Origin of the sequence: Streptomyces sp. NBC_00659, assembly GCF_036226925.1 — a bacterium.
Taxonomy (GTDB): domain Bacteria; phylum Actinomycetota; class Actinomycetes; order Streptomycetales; family Streptomycetaceae; genus Streptomyces.
Genome location: NZ_CP109031.1, coordinates 135,667 through 158,210 on the forward strand (window position 1 = coordinate 135,667; position 22,544 = coordinate 158,210).

The following is a 22,544-nucleotide window of genomic DNA, read 5'->3' on the forward strand; positions in this document are numbered from 1 at the left end:
GGGGATGTCCCTACACCGGCACGCGCGCAGGCCCGGGCAGGGTCAGCAGCCGCGGTACGGCCCGCCCCCAGGGGAAGCCGTGATGCAGCTGCAGGACGGGCGGCGCCTCGGGACCGGCCAGCACGGCCACGGCGGCCACCACATCGGGCACCGGCTCCAGTTCCACGAAGCGCCACCACCGTTCGCGGTCGTTGTCGGGCGGGTGAAAGGCGAGCACTCCGCGGTCCTCGGCCAGGGTGAAGGAGAAGGCGTCGAAGGGCAGTCCAAGGCCCAGTCCCCGCGCCTTGGAATAGGCCTCCTTCAGCGTCCACAGCCGCAGCACCCGCCGGTCGCGGGGCCGGCCCGGCGCCGCCTGCGCCACCCAGTCGCGTTCCTGTTCGGCGAAGGTCTCCACGATGGTGTCGAAACCCTGCTCACCGCGGTCCAGCCGCTCCACGTCCACCCCGATCCGGTGCCGGCGCACCACGCCGAGCAGGTTGTGACCGTGGGCGTGGGAGAGGTTGAAGTCCAGTTCGCGCCCGCCGCGCGGCAGTCCCTGCGGCGGCTTGTGCAGGAAGGGCCGCCCGCGGGAGGAACGCCAGATCACCGCCTCGGCCTCCGGTATCCCGCTCTCCAGGGCCAGCACGCGCCGTACCAGGGCGTGGGCGACGAGGTACTGGCGCCGGTCACGTTCGAAGAGGAATCTTCCCGCGATCTCCTGCTCGTGCTCGTCCAGCCAGTGCGCGGCCAGGGTGGCGGCGAGGCCCGGGGCGAGCTCGTCGTTGGGGCAGAACCACAGCTTCACCGCCTCGTCTCGTCCCTGGGAGGTCATGGGCCGCGGTGCCGGGGCCGTCCCGTTCATCCGGTCCGCTCCCTGGGCGGTTCCAGCCACAGCGTGCGCCGCAAGAACGCGGACGGCGGCGGTGATGCTCCCGCCGCCCGGGGCAGGTCCTGCACGGCGGCCCGGCCGACATCGATCCCGGACAGCCACAGCCCCATGAGCTGTTCGAGGCGTCCGCTGCGCCACAGCGCGGCCAGGTAGTCACGCGTCTCCGGAGCCTGGCCCAGCCTGAGCGGATCGGCCCCGCCGTCCCGCAGATCGGCATGGCTCAGCTCTCCGCCGCCGTCCCGCAGACCGGCATCGCTCAGCTCTCCGCCGCCGTCCCGCAGACCGGCATCGCTCAGCTCTCCGTCGCCGGTCCGTGTCCGGGCGAACCGCCGCAGCCCGGCGACCAGGTGAGGCACGTCCTTGGCCAGGAGCGCGATCCGGCACGGCATGGCGGCTCTCCCGGCCCGCAAAGACCGCGCCACATCGGCGAGTTCCGCCCCGTTCTCCCCCTGCTCGGACTTCGCCAGCCAGTCGGCCAGCCGGGCGGCGGTGGCGGCGAGATGGGCGGGTGTCGGTGCGGAAAGCAGGACGAGCTCGGGGCCGCCTGCACCGTCCGCCCCCGGTACGCCGCGCACGGGCAGGAACTCCTCGACGACCGCGCGGGCGACGAGCCCTCCCCCGCCGTCCACCTCGACCGTGGCGCTGCGGGGCAGCTCCCGCCCCCGCTCGTCGCGCTCCCGCTTCCACGGCACGGCCTGCTGCCCGTCCCGCACCGGCGCGAGCACCCCCTGCCCCACCTGCAGCACGGCAGCGGTGATCCCGGCAATCCCCAGAGCCGCCCCGGCCTGCCCGACCCGCCGTGCGATCGTGTCCCGCGTCTGTCTCGCCACGGCGTCGCCGGCCACCGGGGTGTCGTCGTCGCGGCGCCGGTTCTTTGCCGCGTCGAGTGCGGCCGGCGCCGGGCTCCCGGGCCGAAATCCGCTCGATGTGGCCCGTATCACCGCATACACCCGGTTCCCGTCGGCGAGCGCCCGGTCGAGCCGTTTGAGCACCACCGCGCCCACTCCCTCCCCCGCCCCGTCACCGGCCCGCGAGGCGTGCAGCAGCAGTTCGACACCGCCGGCGACAGCCGCGGCGCATTCGCCGCGCTCAAGCGACCCGACGGCCAGATGGACGGCGGTCAGGGCCGAGCAGGCGCCGGTGTCGAGCACCTGTCCGGGCCCGCTCAGCCCGAGCAGCGCGGCCAGCCTGCCGGGCAGGCCCCCATGGCCGCCGGCGGGCATCTCGCGCTGTCCGCGGGCCCATGACTCGGCGGCCAGCAGCGCATAGTCCGCGGAGCCCACGCCGGCGAAGACCCCGACCGCGCGCGGCGCGCCGCCGGGGCCGGTGAGAGCGTCCAGCCCGGCCCCGGTGCAGCCCGCGTCCTCCAGCGCCTCCCAGGCGCTCTCCAGGAAGAGGCGCTCCTGAGGGTCCATCAGGGCACCTTCACGGGGCGTGAGTCCGAAGAATTCGGGGTCGAACTCCGCGACCTTGTCCAGGAGGTGCCCGCGCTGTCCCGGTCCAAGGACGGATCCGCCGGGACGCCCGGGGGGCGTGCCGCAGGACGTGTCACGGCCCTCGCGCAGGTTCTCCCAGAAGGCGTGCAGGTCGGGCGCCTTGGGATAGCGCCCGGCAAGACCGACGACGGCGTACCCGCCGTCAGCAGCGGGGTGGCCCTCGGCCTGCGGCGGCACGGTGTGCGAGGCCGCCTGCGGCGGGGGCACCGGCCCGTTCGGCGCCTGCCCGGTCGGTGCCTGCCCGTTCGGTGTCTGCCCGGTCGGTGTCTGCCCGGTCAGCAGCCGCCCGGCCTCCTCGCGGCCCAGCGTCCCCGCCTTGAACCGTGTGAGTATCTCGCGTTCGTCCATGGTTTCCGCCCGTTCAGGAGCGCCGGGGCAGCAGGCCGAGGGCCTGGTCGACGGAGATCCTCTCCTCGCGCACCGCGTCGAGGAGAGCGTCGAGGCTCATCACCCCCAGGGCCGGAACCGCATCGGTGAGCGCCGCGGACTCGCCGGCCGCAGCACCGGCCGGTGCCAGGGAGGTGACGTGGGCGGCCAGGGCCGCCAGGTTCGGATGGTCGTAGAGCGTGACGGCGCGCTCCCGCAATCGGTAGATGTGGTTGACCGTCGCCACGAACTCCGCCCCCAGGATGGAATCCACGCCCAGCACGTTGAAGGCGGCCGTGGTGTCGATGTCCCAGGGATCGCAGCACAGGATGCGGGCGAGTTCCTCGCGCAGCACGTCAAGGACCGCACCCCCGAAGGACGGGGAGGACGGGGAGGACAGGGAGGGCTGGGGGGCCGGCGCGGGGGCAGGACCCGGATCGCGCTCCGGCGCACGGGAGCCGGGCCGGCCGGCGGGGGCCGCACCCGGCATCCCCCGCTCGCGCGCCACGTGCCGGGCCAGTTCGAGAAGCGTGGGGTGGTCGAACAACGCGTCGGGCTTGACCGCCGTGCCGTAACGGGCGTTGACGGTGGCGACCAGCTCGACGCTCAGCAGCGAGTCGAGCCCGAGCGACTGGAACGTCTGCTCCGCGTCGATCTTCTCGGCCTTGAGGCGCAGCACGGCGGCGAGCATGTCCACGAGTTCGCCCATGAGGCCGGCAAACGCCGCGCTCGGGGATGTCTGGCTGTCTTGGGGCATGGCGTGACTCCAAAGATCCGTCCCGGCCGACCGACGACGGAAGTACCGAAGATGTGTGTGGGGCCCGGTCATCGCCGGGCGGAGGGAAACTGCACGGCCGCGGCCGGTCCGCGGGAAAAGCCGGGCGCGCCGCTCTCCCGCGCCGGCCGGCGTGGGGCCTCGCCCGCCTCTCAGCCCGCCTCGAGGAGATTGGCCGTGAGTGCCGAGGCGTGCACGTCGTAACGCCCCGCATGCTCGGCCGGCACCAGGCACGCCAGCAGCGAGTCCCACAACGCCCCTGCTCTGCGCCGGAGTTCGGGATAGGGCATCCCGGTGCCGGAGAGCACTCCGATCCCGCACACCGCCGCGGACAGCAGCGTCTCCGGCCCGTCCGCGAAGGTGTGGCCCCGCAGCTGGCCGGCCTCGCGGGCACGGCCGATCAGCCGCAGCACCTCGGTGATCCAGGCCTGGTGGAAGTCGGTGACCGGCGGCTGCCGTCCCGCGCATTCGCCGGTGATCCGGAAGCTGGCCCGGATCACCGCGTCCTCGTGGAGCATCCAGGCCAGCCAGTGCGTCATGTCGATCAGCGCCTGCACCGGCGCCACGCCCGCCTCCCGCTGGGAGTGCACGAAGTCGGCCAGCACGGCGTGCCCCTGTTCCTGCACGGCGTCGGCGAGCCCGTCCTTGGAGGCGAAATGGAAGTACAGCGCCCCCTTCGTCAGACCCGCCGCCTGCGCGATCTGTCCCAGTGTCGCGCTGGCGTAGCCGTTGCGGTTGAACATCTGCGCGCCTGCCCTGACCAGCCTGCGCCGCGTCCTTTCCGACCTGGCCTGCATTGCGGCCCCTCCTCCTTGCGTACGGAGCGTTCTTGTGGCGAACCGGCGGGTGCTCAACCGACGGGGCTGAAGCGTTCGTTGCCTGCGGCCGCGGCCCCCGACGCCTGCTCGGGCCCCGCCATCAGGATCGACCGCTGCATCCGGCGCAGCCCGGCGGAGGGCTCCAGGCCCAGTTCGCGCACGAGGGCGTTGCGCAGCCGCTGGTAGACGTCCAGGGCCTCGCTGCGCCGGCCGGAGCGGTGCAGCGCCAGCATGAACTGACCGTGCAGGTTCTCGTGGGTGCGGTAGCGGCTGACCAGGACGGTGAGCTCGCCCAGCAGTTCGCGGTGGCGCCCCAGCCGCAGATCGGCCTCGATGCGCTGGTCGAGCGCGCACAGCCGGGTCTCCTCCAGCCGCCTGGTCTCCATCTCCAGCTGCACGCCGCTCTGTACGTCGGCCAGGGCGGAGCCGGTCCACAGCGCGAGGGCGTCCCGCAGCTGGCGGGCCGCGCCCGCGAAGTCGCCGGCGTCCACGGCCCGGTAGCCGGTACCGGCCAGCCGTTCGAACTCGCGGACGTCGCTGGCGCCGCCCGAGGTGTTGAGCAGGTAGCCGCCCGGTAACGTGACGAGCACGTCCTTGGCGGTGCGCGCCGGGGCGGCCTGCGGGTCGCGCCCGACGGCCGCCGAGATGAGTTCCCGCAGCTGCAGTACGTACGTCTGGAGCGTGGTACGCGCGCTGCGCGGCGGCCGCTCGCCCCAGAGTTCCTCGATCAGCGCGGCGACCGGCACCACCTGATCGGCGTGCAGGGCGAGCAGCGCCAGGACCTGGCGCGGTTTCGGTGCCGTCGGGGTCACCGAGATCCCGTTCTCCCTGACGTCCAGTGCGCCCAGTACTGCGATATCCATGCCGTCTCCCCTGATCCCCGTGCATGAGTTGAGTGCGTGAGTCGCCCGACGTCCGGCCTTGACGAAGCCGCTTCCGGCACACCCCAAGTTAAAAACAGGACGGACGGTTTGTCAATATCAAACCGTCCGTGCTGTTTTTTTATTCTATCCGGACCGCTCCAGCGACACTCAACACGCGCTCGCACCCGGCCCCGGTCCTCCCGGAAGGCCGGTTCAGGGCAATCCGGCCCGGCGGCGATGGTTGACGATCCAACAAAAAAGACCGTGCAGTCTGTTCAGGGTCCCGCCGGATCCGCCCCGCTCCCCGCGACACTCGCGCACACCAGGGCGTGGCGCTCGGTCAGCCGGGGCAGCAGCAGATCCCAGAACCCCGTGACCTTCTCCTCCGACAGCCACGCCTTGTCCTCGCCGCCGAGCACCTCGAACCCGACCGTCGCGGCCACCACGGCGGCCGCGGCGCCGTCCGCCGACACCCCCTCGACGAGCCAGCCGTCCTCATCGGCCCGCAGCAGCACCTCCTCGACCCAGCGCTGCCATTCCTGCCGCGCCGTCGGCCCCTCACCACGGCCGGGATCGTCGGACAGCTCGAACCCCGCCCGGACGACGACATCGCCGGCGATCGCGCTCATCAGCCGGTACGTGGCGTCCACCAGCGCCTGAAGAGGGCCCTCGCTGCGCGCCAGGGTGTCGTGCGCGATCCGCCGCACGCTCTCCAGCGCCTGTGACTCGATGGCCCGCAGCAGCGCCTTCTTGCTCTCGAAGTGGAAATGCAGCGCACCGTTGCTGACCCCGGCCCGTCGGCTGATGGTCGAGAGCGAAGTGTGAGCCAGGCCCTCCTCCGTGAACACTTCGGCACCGGAACGGATCAGAGCCTGGCGGGTACGGGCCGCACGCTCCTGCTTGACCATCAGTCGTCTCCTGGCTCGGACCGCGGTCTCGGCGCTCCCGGGCGGGGGTGCCTGCCGTGTCCCGTCGTTCGTCGGTTCACTGCGGGGGGTTGCCGTGTTCGCGGGAGGGCAGGTCCGCGTGCCTGGTGTGCAGCATCGCCAGTGAGCGGATGAGGATCTCGCGGGTCTCGGCGGGGTCGATGACGTCGTCGACCAGGCCGCGCTCGGCCGCGCAGCAGGGGTGCATCAGCTCGGCCTGGTACTCCTTGACCATGCGCGCGCGCATGGCCTCGGGATCGGCGGCGTCGGCGATCCGGCGGCGGAAGATGACGTCGGCGGCGCCCTCGGCGCCCATCACCGCGATCTCGTTCGCCGGCCAGGCATAGGTGAGGTCCGCGCCGATGGACTGGCTGTCCATGACGATGCAGGCACCGCCGTCGCCTTCCCGCTCGGACCACGCAGCGCCTCCGCACGGACGGCGTGCAGTTCCGCCACACCCCCCCCCGGACCCCTGTGAGCCCTGGATCGGTTGGCGCGGATGCGATCACGGCCGTCATGCCGGGTCCCTTCTGAGGCCACCCGAGGGTCCGACCTCGGAACACGAGATTAACAAACCGCTTACGCGGTTTTCAACTGTTGCGGAGATCGCGCACCTCCTCCCGTCACCGCCGGCGCGAAGGGGCCCCGCACCCTTCACGCCGCGCCCACCGGCCGAAACCGCCGTCCACCCGCTCCCCGCGCGGACGCGGGGAGCGGCACGGCGCGGGGCGGCACCCGGGCGGGAACGGCGCGTTCCCCTTGGGCCGCCCGGCCGCGCCCCTCCCGCGCCGTGCGGCTTCCGCACCTCCGGGTCCCCGGCGCCTCCACCTCCGCCTCCCGACACGGTGGGGCCTGCGCCTCGAAAAGATCTCCGGTTCCGCTTGAGGCCGCCGGAAAGGTCCCGCAGCCCTCCCGCCGCCCCGACCTGCGGGGAAGGAGGAGGGCATGTGACAGAGACATGGCGCCCCCGCGCGCGCCGGTTCCGGATTACCGGAGTACCCCGTACCGCTAGAAATAAAACCGGGTGGTATGTATCTTCGTTCGCCCTGGGGCCTTTCCGGTCCACCTTCGACAAACGCCGTCCAGGGGGATCAATGTCTGTGAGCATGTTCCAACTTGAACGTACAACGATCAACGGAGCACCGGCCGAAGGCGCCCACGAGGCGCCCACCGGGCCAGGCACATCACGCTTCCCGTCCTTCACCACGACGGTTCCCAAGGAGTTCGTCCACCGGGCCGCGGTCGCCGAGGTGCTGCTCACCGACTGGCGCCGCGAGAACGACACCCGCTTCGTCATGGCCGGGCAGTGGCCCCGGGGGCACAGCTTCTTCACTCCGGTCGGCGAGGGTTATCACGACCCGCTCATCGCGGCTGAAACAATCCGCCAGGCCGGTATCCTTCTGGCCCATGCCGAGTTCGGGATTCCCCTGGGCCACCACTTCCTCGTCTCCGACCTCGACGTCGCGGTACGGCTCCCGCACTTCAGGGTCGGTGACGCCCCGGCGTCCCTGGACATCACCGTCACGTGCCCGGACATCAAGCTCCGCGGCAACAGCCTCGCGGGAATGCGCGTGGCGGTGGAGATACGCCGTGACGGACACGTCGCCGCGACGGGCGGCGGATCCCTGACCTGCATCACGCCGTCGGTCTACCGGCGGCTGCGGTCCCGGCCTGCGGGCCGTGCCGGACACCGGCTCGCGCTCATGGCGCCCGTGGCACCGCAGCTCGTCGGCCGCATGTCGCCCACCGACGTCGTCCTGGCGCCCCTGGGAGCGGCGGACCGCTGGCAGCTGCGGGTGGACACCCGCCACCCCGTGCTCTTCGACCACCCGGTCGACCATGTGCCGGGCATGCTCCTGATGGAGGCCGCCCGCCAGGCCACCGCCGCGACGCTGGAATGCTCCCGCTTCGTCCCCCTCGCCATGGCCAGCGAATTCAAGCGCTACGTCGAACTGGACGAGCCCTGTCTGATCGAGGCCCGCCGCCTGCCAAGGACCGAATCGGGTGACGACCGCGTCCTGGTGACCGGGCACCAGGACGAAAACGTCGTGTTCCGGTCCACCGTGACCGCCTCCCCCCGGCACGACGGCTAGGAACCTGTCCGGCCGGTCACGGCGCGGACGCGGGGTGCGGCACGCGCTCCCCCGGGCTCTGCGTGCAGGGGACCCCCGGCGGCGTCGCCCTCGCTCCACGACGTCCCCCGGCCTTCGGCCGGGAGGTGCCCCACCGCCTCGCCCGCCTCCTGCGCCGTGCAGCCGCACACACCGCACCCCGCTCGCCGCACGCCGCTCGCCGGCATCCGCCGGGCGCCCCCGCTCCGCCCGGCCGTGACCGGGCGGACAGGTCCCGGCAGCGCTTCGCCGCGGTGGATGATCCCGCCCGGTGGCGGGCGTCTTGGAGGGGGAAGTCCGGGAGAAGCGGCTTCGGGGCGAGCCGGCGAAGTCCGCCGCCGGCGCGTCCGGTCCGCCGCCGCGGCGGCGAGGACGCGCCGGCCCATCGATCACGGCCACCGCGGACGCGGGCACGGCGCCGGGCGCGGACCTCTTCGAAGGCCGCGCCCGGCCCGGCCGGCACCACCACGTCACCCTTGTCGCCCTTGTCGCCCTTGTCACCGCCGCCCGGGCCTGCCCCGCTCTCATGCAGCCCGGCCCGATCCCTCTCATGCCGCCCGGCTCCAAAGCCCCCACGCCGGCCTGGGCCCTCCCCGGGCCCTCGGCACCCTCCCGGGTCCTCGGCACCCTCCAGGACCCTCGGGGTGGCGGACCGGCAGCGGACCGGCACCTGTACCGCCTGCGGCCGCCCGCCCGTCACCGGGTTTCCTCGCGGATGCCCCGGCTCTTCGGGCAGGAAAAGGGGCAGGGGCCGGACCCCCTGCAAAGCGGGGCCGAACACCGGATCGGCCACCGGGGACGATCCGGCGTCCTCCGGCCGACCGGCGGGCGGCCTCCAGGAGATGCGCGATCTCGCCGCCGGCCGGCCTGCGGTCCGGCTTCGCCGGTCGCGCCGGGGCGCCGTCACGGAAGGACGTCAAGGCCCGGCTGCCGCACAGGCACCGGGCCGCGACGACCGGGTGGAACAAGGAGCACGCCGCCGGCCCCGACCCTGAACCGCACGCGGCGCGGGCTCCGCCAAAAGGGCGGGCGGCTGCGCCGCGCGGGCCGCACCGCCGTGCGGCCGCGGGACCGGGCCGGCGTCACACCCCCGGCCGGGCCGGCGTCACACCCCCGGCCGGGCCGCGGCAGCCGCCGGACCGAATGCCGCGAGATGGTCCGCAGCCCAGTCGCGGAAGGAACGGGCCTCACGGCCCGTCACCTCGCGGACCGTGCTCCCGACATCGGCCTTGGCCCCGTCCCGCCGCCGCTGCGCACCGGCCAGCAACGCCTCGGCGACCGCCGGCGGATGACGCCGGCGCAACAGGGCACGCACCGACTCCAAAGGCAGCTCCTCAAAACGCAGCGGACGCCCGAGCAGAGCGCCGAGCTCGGCCGTCTGCTCGACCGCGCTGATCGCCTCGGGCCCGGTCAGGGTGTGGACCCGCCCCGCATGCCCGTCCCCGGTCAGGGCACGCACGGCCACCTCGGCGATGTCACGCGGATCCACGCACGCACAGGCCGACGTCCCGTACAGGGACCGTACGACCTGCTCCGAGCGGATCGACGCCGCCCAGGACAGACAGTTGGACATGAACGCACGCGGCCGCAGCAGGGTCCACTCCATCCCCGAGTCCCGCAGCAGGCCCTCGTTCACGCGCTGCCACCGCGTGATCAGGTCATCCGCCTTCGCGTCCGCGACGGCGGCAGCCGAAAGCTTCACCACATGCCGTACACCCGCCGAACGCGCAGCCCGCACAAAACGGGCGTCATCGTCACCCGGGACCCGGTTGGTGACCAAAAACGCCCTGCGAACACCTCTCAGCGCGCGCTCCAGCGACAGCGGGTCGCCATAGTCCCCCCCGACCACCTCGGCCCGGCCGGCCACATCGCCGACCCGTGCGGGATCCCTGGCCATGACGCGTACCGCCTGGCCCGCGGGAAGCAGGCGCAGCACTTCCCGTCCGACGGTTCCGGTGGCGCCCGTCACGAGCATCATCGGCGTTTTTCCCCCCTGCGCCCGCCGGCTCTCCCGCCGGCCCGGGCATGTCCTCGAATCGGTGGAGACCGACGTCCTCGCCCCTGCCTCACGGCGCACACCAGGCGGCGGCCCGTGCCGGCAGCCCGTCCAGGCCCCCCTGCCCACCGCGCCTCCCCGAGCCGGGGCCGGGCGCTTTGCAGGAAACGGCAGGCCTGCCGCGCAGGCAGCAGGGCCTGCCGCCGTCAGCCGAGCGCCTGCACGCCCGGCATGACCGGCTCCCGCCGGGCCGCCGGGATGCCGCGCAGATACAGCGCCAGCGCGGCATCCAGACTGCCACCCCCAGGCGCCCAGGCGACGTAGCCGTCAGGCCGCACCAGCAGGGCATCGAACGGCACCGCCGGAGTCGGCTCCGCCCACACCGGGCACAGCCCGTCCGCCCAGGCCTGCGCCTCGCGCAGATACCGGCTCCCGCACTCCCCGAAGAGCAGCAGCAAAAAACGCCCCTCCCCGGCACGCAACAGCTCGATCACATCGGTCGGGCCCTCCCGCGAGGCAAGGCCCACATTCTGCAGGAACCTTCCCTCCCACGCGGACGGACACCGGGTGTGCCGCGGCAGAACCGTGTCCTGGGCACTGATCATGTCGCCCAGGCGCCCGCCCTCCTGGCCCGGTCCCAGAAGGGTGTTGAACAGCGAGCGCAGCGCGTCCAGTCCGGGATCCGGCCGCATCAGGGACAGCTGGGCCCGCGTGTTGTCGATGACCCGCCGGGCGGCCGGCCGCCGCTCCTGGTCGTAGGTGTCCAACAGCCCCTCCCCCGCAAGACCGCGCACGGTGAACGCCAGTTTCCAGCCCAGGTCGAGAGCATCCTGCACCCCGGTGCTCAGCCCCTGCCCCCCGATGGGGAAGTGCACATGAGCAGCATCCCCGGCCAGCAGGATCCGGCCCGAGCGGTAGGTACGGGCCAGCCGCGAGAAGTCACTGAACCGGCTGAGCCAGCGCGGGTCCTCCATCGCAATGCCGCGTCCCGCGATCCGCGAGACCTCCTGCCGCAACTCCTCCAAGGTGAGCGGGAGATGACGCCGGGGATCCTCTCCCGCACAGTTCAGGGTACGGATATGGGTGCCCTGCCCCGGATCGTTCCTGGCAACGATCCAGCCCCGCGGGGTCTGGTGCCACCCCGGCGGCAGCGCATCGGGATCGGACAGCCGCACCAGCCCCGCCAGCGCGGACACCGTCGCCGGATACACCGCACAGGCAACACCCCCCTGTTCACGCACCGTGCTCCTGGCCCCGTCCGCACCCACCAGATACTCGGCCGTGCACAACACCACCCCCGACGGCCCCTCGGCGACCACCTGCACACCGCCTTGGTCCTGGGCCACCCCGGCCACCCGGTACCCCCGCAGCACCCGGGCCCCCACAGACCGCGCCCGCTGCTCGAAAACACGCTCGAGCTCGGCCTGCGGCCGCTTCAGGATCGGCCCCGGCTCGGCCGCCGGAGCGGTGATCGCCAGCCCCGACAGCCCCGCGAAGTGGAACGGCGCCGTGGCCTCGACCCCCACACCACCCGCACCACCCGCACCCGGCACCAGCTCGGGCAGATAACCCCGCCTGACCAGACACTGCAACGCCCGCGCGTGCAACGTACTCGCCCGCGGCCTCCCGGAAATCCCCGCCCGCTCCTCCAGCACGAGAGTACGCACCCCGTACGCGCCCAGCTCGGCAGCGACAAGCATGCCGACCGGCCCTCCCCCGACGATCACGACCTGCGCATGCATACGACTCGCCACCCCAGGACCTCCCCTTTAGTCCCCAGACAGTCGGCCACCCCTACCCCAAGAAAAATATACCGGCTGGGCGGTTCTTTTCAAGGGGTGTGCCGGCCCCGAGTACGACTCCTGCCTCTCCTCCTGCCTCACCGCGACCGGCGCGGCGGGCATCGGCTCCAAGGGCCGCAGCACCCCGCGCGACGACATGTCCGCGGCCGGCGCCCACTGCCCGATCACCGACCCCGGCAACGCCACCTCCACACCCCGGAACCCCGGCACCATCCCGAAGAACCCGGCACCGCCCCGGAGAACCCGGCACCGCCCCGGAGAACCCCGGCACCATCCCGGAGAACCCCGGCGCCATCCCGGAGAACCCCGGCACCATCCCGGAGAACCCCGGCGCCGCCCCGGAGAACAGGCGGACACATCCCGCTTCGGCCAAAACCCCCCGCCCGTGAAGACCGCTTCCCACGTGCTTCCGGTTGCCTTAAGGACCGCCCGTAATCCCCGGCGGACCCACGACGACAACCACGGCACCCCCGAGCCCTCCGAACACGGGGGGACCCCACGCCGCGCTGCCGGACCACCCGAATACACCCGAATACACCCGGATAGGCCCGGATACGCCCGGCACGAGGACGGCCCTCCGCCTTGCGATGCCCCCCAGCCCGAAAAGCATCGGAGGGACGCGCGGGAGAGGCCCCAGCATCCGACGCCGCCCGCCGATCCACCCGAAACCACAGAACAGCCCCTGCAGCCACAGCCCGATCCCGGCTCACACATCACCCACGAGAGCGGCCCGCCCAGCGACCGCCCGGCCCACGACCTCCCCCACGACCCGCCCAGCAACCGCCCGCCGAGAACCTTCCTCACGGCCAGATGAAACGCCGGCTCCAAAATGCCCGCGACCAAAGCACCGTCCTCCCGCGAGAGGGCAGGCACACAGGGACCGTCACAGAGCACCGGGCCAGGAGCCCGCCACGACCGCACCCGCCCACCACGCCCGCACCCGCACGGCGGACGGCGGACGGCGGACGGCGGACGGCGGACGGCGGACGGCGGACGGCGTGGAACGACGACTGGCGCGCGCCCGCACCCGGGACCCTCCCCGGCCCCTTCGAGCGGGACGCCGAACGCCTCGCGGCCGGCATCGCGGTCACGGCCCGGGAGAACGGACACAAGGAGGAACAGGAGGAGCACGTCTTCGGCGCGGCACGAGCCGCCACCGGGCAGTACCGCAAGGCCGCACGACGGCCGGCCCCGCAGGACGAACCGACCGTCCGGCACCAGCACATCGACGCCGACCGCCGCTGCCCCCGGCCCGCCCGGGACACCGGCGCCCGGGACGCCGGCGCCCGCACGCGGAGGCCACCCTCACCCGGACCCGCCACCACACCAGCCCCCAGACCCTCGGCAAACCCACCGAGACCGCCGACGGACACCCCGGCCACACCCCGGACCGGCGCACCCCAAACGAACAGGACCGCCACCCGCTCGAAAAGCAGGCCGATACCGGCCCCGACCCGGTTCGAAAAGCAGGCCGATACCGGCCCCGACCCGGCTCGGGAAGCGGGCCGGTGCCGGCCCCGGAAAGGCCCGTCGACCGACCGGCCTGGACACCCTGCTCCCCGCGGCCAGCCGGTACATCAGCAGCAGTAACAGCAGCAGCGCGGCGGGCGCGTCGACCGCCACCGGGGCGAAGACCCCATCCAGCGAGATCCCGGCGGCCAGGACACGCAGGCCACCGACCGGGCCGACCGCCACACCGGCCCTGCCGGCCACGCCGGCCGTGCCGGCCGTGCCGCCTTCACCGTGCGCGAACGGGGCACCCCGGCCCCACCCCGTCCCGGCGGACAGGCCCAAAACGACCGACAGGCCCGCCGCACCGCTCACGGTCAACCGCCCGCAGCGGGCACCGCACCCGACGGCCGCACCCTCAACCCGCACACTGCCGCACCCTCCGCGAACGACCCGCACACCAGCGGACACACCCCACACAAAGGAACAGCACCCGCCACCCCCGACCACCCAGCCCGACCCCACCCCCCCAGGACACCCCAGACCCCACACCAACCCGACCGGCGGCCCGGGACCCCCGGGCCGCACACCGGCCCGGCGGACGGTCCGGACCCGCCCGTCCCGGTGCAACCCGCCGCCCTGTCACCCTCCCCGAAACACCCGAGTACCCCCGCCGCACCCGCCGGCACGGACAGCGGCCCGCCGGCACGGCGCACGCCTCCTCCAAGGCCCCCGAAGCGCGGCAGGATGCCGGGCCGCCGGCCGGGCCGTTCCGTCCGCGCGACCGCGCTGACGGCACTGACGGTGCTGACGGCTCCGGGCCCGTCCGGCAGGCGGGCACGTCCGCCGCTCCCGCCCCCGGGCTGCGATGATTTTCTCGATTCATTGAATGTCGTACAGCCGGACGGCGTGCACACGAAGCCAACCGCCTGTAATATACAAACTGGGCGGTTTTTTATTGGGTCTCCGGTCTCCGGGCTCAACGACAAAAGGGGAAAGGCCGACATGGTCAAGCAGGAACGGGCGGTCCGGACCCGGCAGGTGATCCTCGCAGCAGCAGCCAGCGTCTTCGAGGAACGCGGCTACCAGGCCGCAACCATCAGCGAGATCCTCACCAGCGCCGGCGTGACCAAGGGAGCCCTCTACTTCCACTTCCCCTCCAAGGAAAGCCTCGCCGAAGGCGTCCTGCACGAACAAGACCTCAAACTCCCCATCCCCGACCGCGCCTGCAAAATCCAGGAACTCATCGACATCGTCGTCACCCACGCCCACCGCCTCCAGACCGACCCCATGGTCCGCGCAGGCGTCCGCCTCTCCCTCGACCAGCAAGCACAAGGCCTCGACCGCAGCGGACCCTTCCTGCGCTGGAGCCAGGTCGGAACCGAACTCCTGGAAAAAGCCAAAGCCCAGGGCGAACTCCTCCCCCACGTCATCCCCCACCAGACCGCCGACGTCCTCGTCGGATCCTTCGCCGGCATCCAGGCCATGTCCCAAGCCCAATGCAACTACCAGGACCTGCCCACCAGAGTCAGCGCCCTGCTACGCCACATCCTCCCCAGCCTCGTCATCCCCTCCGTCCTCGCCTCCGTCGACCTCACCGAAACCAGAGGCGCCACCGTCCACACCGAACTCCAAACCCTCCACCCCGAACTCCAAACCCTCCACCCCACCCCCTAACCACCAACCAACCCCCACCACAACCACACCCCCCACACCCCCCACACCCCGGCCCCGGCCCCGGCCCCGGCAAGGCACCAGAACGCCGGGAGGACACCAGCCACCCGACATCGGGCCGCGCGGCGCCGAAGCCGCGACACGATGATCGCGCGAGAGCGGCAACACCGAGCCATCGATGCCCCACACCCCCTGAACCGTGCTCACACATCGAGCCGTTGCCGCCCGAACCGGCACCGAAGCAGATCGAGGACAGACCGCGGTCCCGGACCCGCAGCCCTTCTGCAGGATCCTGTCCGCACCGCATACCGGCATCCAACGGGAATACCCGCCCCAGGACCTGGACTTCGGCTCGGACATGACCTGCCAGCCGCGCCCGGCCGCACGGAACGAAGCCGACGTATGGGATCAACTGCACCCGGTACTGCTCAGGAAGTCGCAGGCCACGAAACAGCCGGACCGGCCACAGGCAGTGACCGACCCCTCCCACATGCGAGCCGCCCGACAGCGCCCAAAAACAGCCCCAACCCGGCCGACCACACGCGGCCGGACAGCAAACACCACACCGACACCGACACCCAGGTCTGCCGCACGATCGGGTGACATCTTGACCCGCCCATCAGCGGATTCGCCGGCTTCCTCCGTGGCGACCTCGACGCCGTCACTGCCGGACCAACCCTGCACTGGAGCTCAGGCGTCGTCGAAGGTCACGTCAGCCGCGTGAAAACACTCAAGAGAGCAATGTACGGCCGAGCTTCCTTCACGCTGCTTCGGACTTGAATCCTCACGCAGGGTGAGTCAGGTCATCGCAGCGGTCCGAGAATCCTGCGCGCTTCCCCGCTCACGGCGTCGTCCTCATCCGATGTCAACGCTGAGCACAGTGCCGTGAGCCGTTCCCCGTCCTCCTCGGACTGACCGCAGACATTGAGGATCGCAGCATCAAGGTGATCGCCAGTGTCGTCATCCGCGCTGGCGAGCGCGGCCAGGACCATGCGCAGTCCAAGCACGTCCCAGCGTCCGAGCAGAGCCTCCGCCGTCTCTTGAGTGACGAAAGTGTCGCGACCATCCAGCAACAGCCGGTGCAGGACCTCGGACACTTCGGGAACCTCTGCGGCGGCTGCCAGACGCCGGCCCGATGCTGCTCTAACAGACCATGACGCCGAAGCAGACCCCTGAAGGAATGGGGTCAACTCGTCATCAAACTCGGAACGGGGCATGATTCCCACTCTGGCATATCCACTTTCGCCCACGCTTCCGACCATCACGCAATCGCGGTCAAAGCCCTGAAATCGGCCAGGGACGCTCTTCCCTCCACTTCGTTGCGTCTTGAAGCGTGTGGGGAATATGGGGAGTGAAGAGCGCGTGTGAGGGCCCAGCGACCGAAGCCGACGCCGGCCTGGCGGCCGTCCAGACCGGCGGACGGGGCGACGTCACGCAGGGACGCCGAGCGGCGGGTGCTCGAGCACGCGGGGCTTGTACTCGACCAGTTGGATGCGGCCGTCGAAGGTACGGTGCTCGATCATCTCGAGGGCAACGTCCGGATAGCCGTCGTAGATACGTTCTTCGCCCGTGGCCCCGGTGATCACCGGGAACATCACGACCCGGAAGCGGTCGACGAGTCCGGCTCGTAGCAGGGACCGGCACAGACTGAGGCTGCCGATCGTGCTGAGGAGCCCTGAGCCACTCGACTTCATGGAGCGGACCGCCTCGACGGCGTCGTCGCGGACAAGCGTGGAGTTGGCCCACGTCAGTGGCTCCTCGAGTGAGGAGGAGAACACCACCTTGGACGCTTGCGTGAGCTCGTCGACGGACGCCTCTTCTTCGGGCCTGAACTCGTCTTGGCCATTCGGGACCTCGCCTGCGGCGAAGCCCGACATCAGGCGGTAGGTGTTCGCTCCCATCAGGTAGGTGGCCTTGGGCTGCTCGCCGAGCCATGCGAGGTACTCCGGGCCCTCGAGGCCCCAGAACCCGGGCCATCCCTCTCCCGATGCGTGGCCGTCGAGGGAGGTGATGAAGTCGACGAGAAGCTCCGACATGGCGGTGCCCTTTCCTGGGGGTGTCACGAGCTTGGACCGGCCGGGAGCCACAAACTCATCGGCCACGCTGTGGAGTAACGAGAAAACCCATGACGCTGCAGCCGAACAGATCGGCGGAGCGGCACTGCTTCATAGAGCCCGAGACCTATATGATTGCACTATGCATACAGTTTGGTAATGATCTCCACGCGACTGGGAACGGCGGTTTGAGTTCTGCCAAAGCCCCAGCTCAGCCCCACCCGTGAACGGCCCACCCCGCTCTACTGGGTGATCGGTGAGACCTCGCTGCCCGACGTCGACAGCGGGTGCTTCATCCACTCACCTGCGACGGCGGCGGAGCACTTCCGTGAGTACGGCCCCGCTCCGAGTGCCTGGCTTGGCCGGGGGCCGCCTTTCGAGGCACTGTGCATTGCGGAAATCTGCAGCCCAGGCCTCAATTGGGGCGTGAGCTGCCCGAGCCGAACCGGCTCGGCCCCACCCCCAGGCCGTGCAGCGCCGCTCGGGCCAGGATGAGGAACTCGGCTGGCCCCGCACTTTCCTGACGGTCGACAGGGGGCCGCGTCAGGCGCTCCGGCGGTTGCCTTGGTCGTCGCACGGCAGGTCGGCGGCTGTGTGGTGGGTGAGGAAGTCGCGGGTGGCCTGGCGTTCGGCTTCGGCGATGGCGGTGGCCTGGGTGAGGCGCTCCTCGCGCTCCTCGGAGCGCTTGTTGTCTGCGGCCACCAGCATGCCGAAGACCGGCCTACCCTCCACCTCGCGAAAGACGCGGCGGAAGTCGGTGGACCAGACGCTGGGGGCAGGCGAACCGTGGCCGTCGGCCATGGCGGGCCACTCCTGGTCGCGCACGGCACGGGCGTAGCAGACCGCGTCCGCCTGGATTTCGGCCCACTGCGCCTCGGGCGCGTATTCGGCGGCCTCGACGAGCTGGTCGACGGCCCGGGCCTCGCCGCGAGAGGCGACCTCGGCCTTGCCGTAGGAACCGTTGGCGGTGACAAGGACGAAGGCCAGCAGCACAGTCAGCGTGAGCAGGGGGCCGACCAGGTCCTTCACCGCCATACCTGTGTCGTCGTCCTCGCCGAGGAGCCGGGGACGCAGGAAGCGGTTCGCGGCGAGGCCGGCGAGCAGGACCACTACGGCGACCGCGATGACAAGGACCACGGACGGACACCTCCGGGTGGGATGAGCAGAGACCCCGTCTGCGGGGCACCGGGATCATGTCCCGCGTCATGCACCGCCCGGACCAGCGGAAACGTCTCCTCGCGCTCGAACGAGCGACTCACGTTGGGCCGGAGAGCCCCGTGCCCGAAACCGTCGCCGGCAACCAGCCCCGGCCCGGTGCCCGTCGCGACCGCTTCCTGCAGGATGCCTGCCAGCTGTACCCGGCGGGTTCTGCTGTGCTGTGTCGGTTCGTGGCCGGACGGGGCCTCAGCTGTAGAGGAGGGAGGCGGACGAGGTGGTCGCGCCTTGGCGGCCGGGCGTGGTGTACGCGAAGTTGAGCACGGTCCGCCGCGGTCCCAGGCGCCTGAGCGGGGTCACGCGGTGGGCGGTGAGGTCGCTGCGCAGGAGGTAGCCGTCGCCGGGCAGGTGGTGCGCGCGCCGGGCGCCGGGTGCGTCGAGGGCGTGAAGGTCCCGGCGGCCGGGGTGGAATTCCAGCAGTCCGCCGTCGGCGGGGTGCGAGGGGGCTTCCAGGAAGAGGACCAGGGCGAGCGGGTAGTCGTCAGTGTGTGCGCCGTGGGTGTCGCCGGGGCGGTGCATGACGTTCAGGACGTGCCGTTCGACGGGGTCGTGGACGGCGACGACCTTCTCACCCAGGAACAGGGAGAGCAGCCGCACCAGGTCCCGGTCCTCGTACAGGGCCGTGATGAGCGGTGAGGCGTGGGCGATCTTGTGTCCGCCGAGCGTGGTCATGTGCCGGGGGCTGTCCGCCATGCACGGCATGCGGAAGTCCCGCCTCACCGCGTCGGCCTCCAGCCTGTATGCCTCCCCTTTGAGCGTCACGAGTCCTGCGGGACTGATAAGCCCGGGCAGGGCGACATAGCTGTCGGCAGAGAACTGCCGGCGCAGGGACTCCGAGCGCGAGGGCGCAGGCAACGAGAACACGGCCGATGCATCCCTCGTGCCCGCACAGGCCAAACCCGCCGCCTGCGTCTGCCCGCAGCGGAAGACAGGATCAGGCTGAAGGCTGGCGGCCGGAGCATGCGACATCGGACGCCGAGTCGTACCGGCTGGCCGCCAGGCTCCCGGTCGGCGCCCGCAACCAGATGGAAGTCTGCCCGCACTCGTCGCCGGTCTGCCCGAGGAGCGCCTGCGGGACATCCTCCTGGTGTCGCTGAACGCGTTCTTCGAGGCCGAGTCGACCGGGGAGACCCTCAACGGGAAGACCGACATCCTCCTGCGTATCGACGACCGCACCCTCACTACACGTGATAGATCCGGCACGTTACGTGTCCGCCGTGGGACCGGCCGATGGCATGGTCGACCGGTTCGCCGGCCGGGGCCCCGTTACGGTTTTCGTGGTCCCGCAATGGGGCTCCCGGCCTCCGGGTCCGGCATGACTGTTGCCCCTTGTCGATCATGGTCGAAAAAGTGGTGTCACCGGGCCGGAGGCATTGGCAGACCGCTGATCAGGGGCATGACCGCTCTATCCACACTCTCTGGATGGGCAGGCCTTCGTAACGTGGATGCAGGCACGCTGATGCCGCAGGCAAGGCCGGGAAGAGGCTGCTTGGGAGGGGCCTGTGAGCGACGAGAGCGAGATCGATGTCTACCTCGGTCTGGACGTCGGCAAGGAGGAGCATCACGGCACCGCACTGACTCCGGTGGGCAAGAAGGTGTTCGACAAGCCGCTGCCCAACAGCGAACCGCGACTGCGTGAGCTGTTCGTGAAACTGCAGGCCAGGCATGGAACGGTGCTGGTTGTGGTGGACCAGCCGGCTTCGATCGGAGCACTGCCGCTGGCCGTCGCACGAGATGTTGGCTGTCGTGTCGCCTACCTTCCGGGGCTGACGATGCGGCGGATCGCCGACCTCTACCCCGGTGAGTCGAAGACCGACGCCCGGGACGCCGCGATCATCGCGGACGCCGCCAGGACCATCCGCACACACTGCGGGATCTGGCACCGGACGACGAGACCGTTGCCGAGCTGAACATGCTGGTGGGCTTCGACGACGATCTGGCCGGCGAGGTCACCAGAACCAAGAACCGTCTGCGAGGGCTGCTGACCCAGATCCACCCGTCACTCGAGCGGGTCCTGGGTGCTCGGCTGGATCATTCGGCTGTCCTGTTCCTTCTTGAACGCTACGGCTCCCCAGCCCAGTTGAAGAAGGCCGGCAGGCAACGACTGATATCCATGCTGCGGCCCAAAGCGCCGCGCATGGCCGAACGACTCGTCGCAGACATCTTCGACGCACTCGACGAACAGAGCGTCGTCGTCCCGGGCACCGATACTGCGGCGCTGATCGTCCCCAGCCTCGCTGCTTCGCTCACGGCCGTGCTCCACCAACGTCAACGTCTCGCCGCAAAGATCGAGGAACCGCTGGAGGCACACCCTCTTTTCCAGGTCCTGATCTCGATGCCCGGCATCGGAGTCAGGACCGCAGCCCGGATCCTCATCGATGTCGGCGACGGCAGCAACTTCAAGACCGCCGGACACTTGGCCGCCTACGCAGGTCTGGCTCCCGCCACCCGCCGCTCCGACTCTTCGATCCGCAGCGAGCATCCGGCCCGGCGAGGCAACAAACAGCTCAAGCGAGCCTTCTACCTCGCCGCGTTCGCTTCACTGTCCCAGCCCGATTCACGCGCCTACTACGACAAGAAACGACGCGAGGGCAAGCACCACGTCGCCGCGATCGTCTGCCTCGCCCGACGCCGCATTGACGTGCTCTTCGCGATGCTCCGCGACGGCACGTTCTACGAGGCTGCACCCACTACCGCGGCTTGACGAAAGCCATAGGGGCACTTTTTCGCCCGCACATGAGCTGAGTCGAGGACCGCTCGGGAAAGGTCGAGCAGGCCGGCGTCGTCCAGGCGGTGCAGGATCTCCTCGTGCAGCCGACCCCACACTCCCGCCCGGGACCAGATCAGGAACCGGCGATGCGCGGTCGACTTCGATATCCCGAAGCACGGCGGCAAAGCCCGCCAGGCACACCCGCTGACCAGCACGTAGATGATCGCCGCGAACAGCGTCTCATCAGGCGTGTCTTGCGTCCCGCCACCCTGCGGCCGCACCTTCGACGACGGGATCAGCGGCTCCGCGATCTCCCACAGCCCGTCCGGAACAATCCAACTCCACGCACCCCGCCCCATAACCAACATGCTCGACGGGCCGAGGACCCGAGCGGGTGGTGCTCGACTCGCAGTCGGTGCGGGCGGCGGCTGGCGTGCCCAAGACGACGACGGGCCTGGATGCCGGCAAGAAGACCCCTGGACGCAAACGCGGGCTCGCCGTGGACGTGATAGGGCTGGTCATCTCGGTCGTGGTCATAGCTGCCAACGCCCACGACAACCAGATCGGCACCGCCCTGCTGTCGAAAGTCTCGGCCGAAAACGCGAGCGTGTCCAAGGCGTTCGTCGATGCCGGGTTCAAAGACCAGGTCGCCATCCACGGCGCCACCGTCGGAATCGACGTGGAGGTTGTCTCCCGCCTGAACGGCGAGACCGAGTTTCGCCCGCTACCGAAGAGATGGGTGGTCGAGCAGACGCAGGGCACGCTGATACTGCACCGCCGACTGGTACGCGACTACGAACACGACCCGGACTCGACCGCCTCCCGGGTGTACTGGGCCGCGAGTGCGAACATGGCCCGGCGGCTGACACACGAGCGCACCCTGCCCTGGCGGTGGGCGTGACCAGCCCGCTCACGATCCCGTTGCTGCTCGACAGGCTCGCCGCCCGCCAGGCCGCTGCCGAGGCGGAGATCGCCGACCTGCGCGAGCAGATCGACAAGCTCTCCGTCGCCCTCACGACGGCTGAGCGCGAACACGATCGCTGGGCATGCACGCGCGAGACCGTCTTGGCCCTGGCCGGGGAAGACGACCCGAAGCCGGCTCTCTCGCCCGCACCCCAGTCACGCCTGCCTACCCGCAGATCATCGCCGTGTTCACCAGTGGCGCCGGTCGGTTGCGAGCGAGGGAGGTCTGCCAGGCTCTGGGCAGCGGCATCGATCCCCGACACACAGAGGGGATGCGTTCGAAGCTCGTCGCCCGCGGCATCCTCACCGAGCCCGAGGCGGGCTTGTTCGCCCTCACCACGAAGCCCGGCGTGCAACGCGAAGGTCCGTAGACGGCAGCCGGCATGAGGTATCGACGGTTACATCGATGCATCGCTGTCGCCGCGCCTCCGAGCGGTCCCGTGTGGTGCTGGCGGGGC

15 protein-coding genes and 4 pseudogenes are annotated in these 22,544 nt (G+C 71.0%); 5 read left to right on the forward strand and 14 right to left on the reverse strand.

All coding sequences use genetic code 11. From position 1 onward, the window contains the following. Window positions 1–10: 10 nt before the first annotated feature. The 7 genes and pseudogenes from OG410_RS00465 to OG410_RS00495 all read right to left on the reverse strand — a co-directional run. On the reverse strand, window positions 11–841 hold the full coding sequence (locus tag OG410_RS00465) for a 4'-phosphopantetheinyl transferase family protein (RefSeq protein WP_329297203.1): 831 nt from the start codon (window positions 839–841) through the stop codon (window positions 11–13). Then, on the reverse strand, window positions 838–2,712 hold the full coding sequence (locus tag OG410_RS00470; RefSeq protein ID WP_329297204.1) for a beta-ketoacyl synthase N-terminal-like domain-containing protein: 1,875 nt from the start codon (window positions 2,710–2,712) through the stop codon (window positions 838–840). Before OG410_RS00470 ends, OG410_RS00465 begins: the two co-directional genes overlap by 4 nt. A 13-nt stretch (window positions 2,713–2,725) precedes the next feature. After that, window positions 2,726–3,487 (reverse strand): acyl carrier protein, encoded by a 762-nt coding sequence (locus tag OG410_RS00475; RefSeq protein ID WP_329297205.1) that lies wholly within the window; start codon window positions 3,485–3,487, stop codon window positions 2,726–2,728. A gap of 170 nt (window positions 3,488–3,657) precedes the next feature. Next, window positions 3,658–4,302 carry a ScbR family autoregulator-binding transcription factor gene (locus tag OG410_RS00480; RefSeq protein WP_329297206.1) on the reverse strand — a complete coding sequence of 215 codons (645 nt, stop codon included), beginning with the start codon at window positions 4,300–4,302 and terminating at the stop codon, window positions 3,658–3,660. Window positions 4,303–4,355: 53 nt separating this feature from the next. Then, window positions 4,356–5,186, reverse strand: coding sequence for an AfsR/SARP family transcriptional regulator (locus OG410_RS00485; RefSeq protein ID WP_329297207.1), 831 nt, complete (start codon window positions 5,184–5,186; stop codon window positions 4,356–4,358). A gap of 275 nt (window positions 5,187–5,461) precedes the next feature. Then, window positions 5,462–6,094: a ScbR family autoregulator-binding transcription factor gene (locus OG410_RS00490; RefSeq protein ID WP_329297208.1), complete on the reverse strand. Its 633-nt coding sequence runs from the start codon at window positions 6,092–6,094 to the stop codon at window positions 5,462–5,464. 76 nt (window positions 6,095–6,170) lie between these two features. Next, window positions 6,171–6,521 (reverse strand): annotated as a pseudogene (locus OG410_RS00495) (carboxyl transferase domain-containing protein); the annotation flags it as partial. A 697-nt stretch (window positions 6,522–7,218) separates the two neighbouring features. Here OG410_RS00495 and OG410_RS00500 point away from each other — a divergent pair. After that, window positions 7,219–8,205: a ScbA/BarX family gamma-butyrolactone biosynthesis protein gene (locus tag OG410_RS00500; protein ID WP_329297209.1), complete on the forward strand. Its 987-nt coding sequence runs from the start codon at window positions 7,219–7,221 to the stop codon at window positions 8,203–8,205. Window positions 8,206–9,328: 1,123 nt separating this feature from the next. Here OG410_RS00500 and OG410_RS00505 read toward each other — a convergent pair. After that, entirely contained in the window at window positions 9,329–10,201 is an 873-nt protein-coding gene (locus tag OG410_RS00505) for an SDR family oxidoreductase (RefSeq protein WP_329297210.1), read from the reverse strand. Between the two features lie 224 nt (window positions 10,202–10,425). Continuing rightward, entirely contained in the window at window positions 10,426–11,961 is a 1,536-nt protein-coding gene (locus tag OG410_RS00510) for an FAD-dependent monooxygenase (RefSeq protein ID WP_329297211.1), read from the reverse strand. 870 nt (window positions 11,962–12,831) lie between these two features. On the opposite strand from OG410_RS00510, the gene OG410_RS42460 reads away from it, so the two are divergent. Then, window positions 12,832–13,611: a DUF2252 family protein gene (locus OG410_RS42460; protein ID WP_443063691.1), complete on the forward strand. Its 780-nt coding sequence runs from the start codon at window positions 12,832–12,834 to the stop codon at window positions 13,609–13,611. 864 nt (window positions 13,612–14,475) lie between these two features. Next, window positions 14,476–15,147, forward strand: a complete 672-nt coding sequence (locus OG410_RS00515) for a ScbR family autoregulator-binding transcription factor (RefSeq protein WP_329297212.1) — start codon at window positions 14,476–14,478, stop codon at window positions 15,145–15,147. Window positions 15,148–15,947: 800 nt separating this feature from the next. On the opposite strand, the gene OG410_RS00520 is transcribed toward OG410_RS00515, so the two are convergent. The 4 genes from OG410_RS00520 to OG410_RS00535 form a co-directional block, all read right to left on the reverse strand. After that, window positions 15,948–16,241, reverse strand: a complete 294-nt coding sequence (locus OG410_RS00520) for a hypothetical protein (protein WP_329297213.1) — start codon at window positions 16,239–16,241, stop codon at window positions 15,948–15,950. A gap of 333 nt (window positions 16,242–16,574) precedes the next feature. After that, window positions 16,575–17,180: a dihydrofolate reductase family protein gene (locus OG410_RS00525; protein ID WP_329297214.1), complete on the reverse strand. Its 606-nt coding sequence runs from the start codon at window positions 17,178–17,180 to the stop codon at window positions 16,575–16,577. 561 nt (window positions 17,181–17,741) lie between these two features. Beyond that, window positions 17,742–18,335: a bestrophin-like domain gene (locus tag OG410_RS00530; protein WP_329297215.1), complete on the reverse strand. Its 594-nt coding sequence runs from the start codon at window positions 18,333–18,335 to the stop codon at window positions 17,742–17,744. Between the two features lie 267 nt (window positions 18,336–18,602). Continuing rightward, entirely contained in the window at window positions 18,603–19,277 is a 675-nt protein-coding gene (locus OG410_RS00535; RefSeq protein WP_329297216.1) for a HalD/BesD family halogenase, read from the reverse strand. Window positions 19,278–19,915: 638 nt separating this feature from the next. On the opposite strand from OG410_RS00535, the pseudogene OG410_RS00540 reads away from it, so the two are divergent. Further along, window positions 19,916–21,117 (forward strand): annotated as a pseudogene (locus OG410_RS00540) (IS110 family transposase). A gap of 17 nt (window positions 21,118–21,134) precedes the next feature. Here OG410_RS00540 and OG410_RS00545 read toward each other — a convergent pair. Next, window positions 21,135–21,482: pseudogene (locus OG410_RS00545) on the reverse strand (transposase); the annotation flags it as partial. 3 nt (window positions 21,483–21,485) lie between these two features. Between OG410_RS00545 and OG410_RS00550 the strand changes: the two are divergent. Continuing rightward, a pseudogene (locus tag OG410_RS00550) lies at window positions 21,486–22,024 on the forward strand (transposase); the annotation flags it as partial. Between the last annotated feature and the right edge of the window lie 520 nt (window positions 22,025–22,544).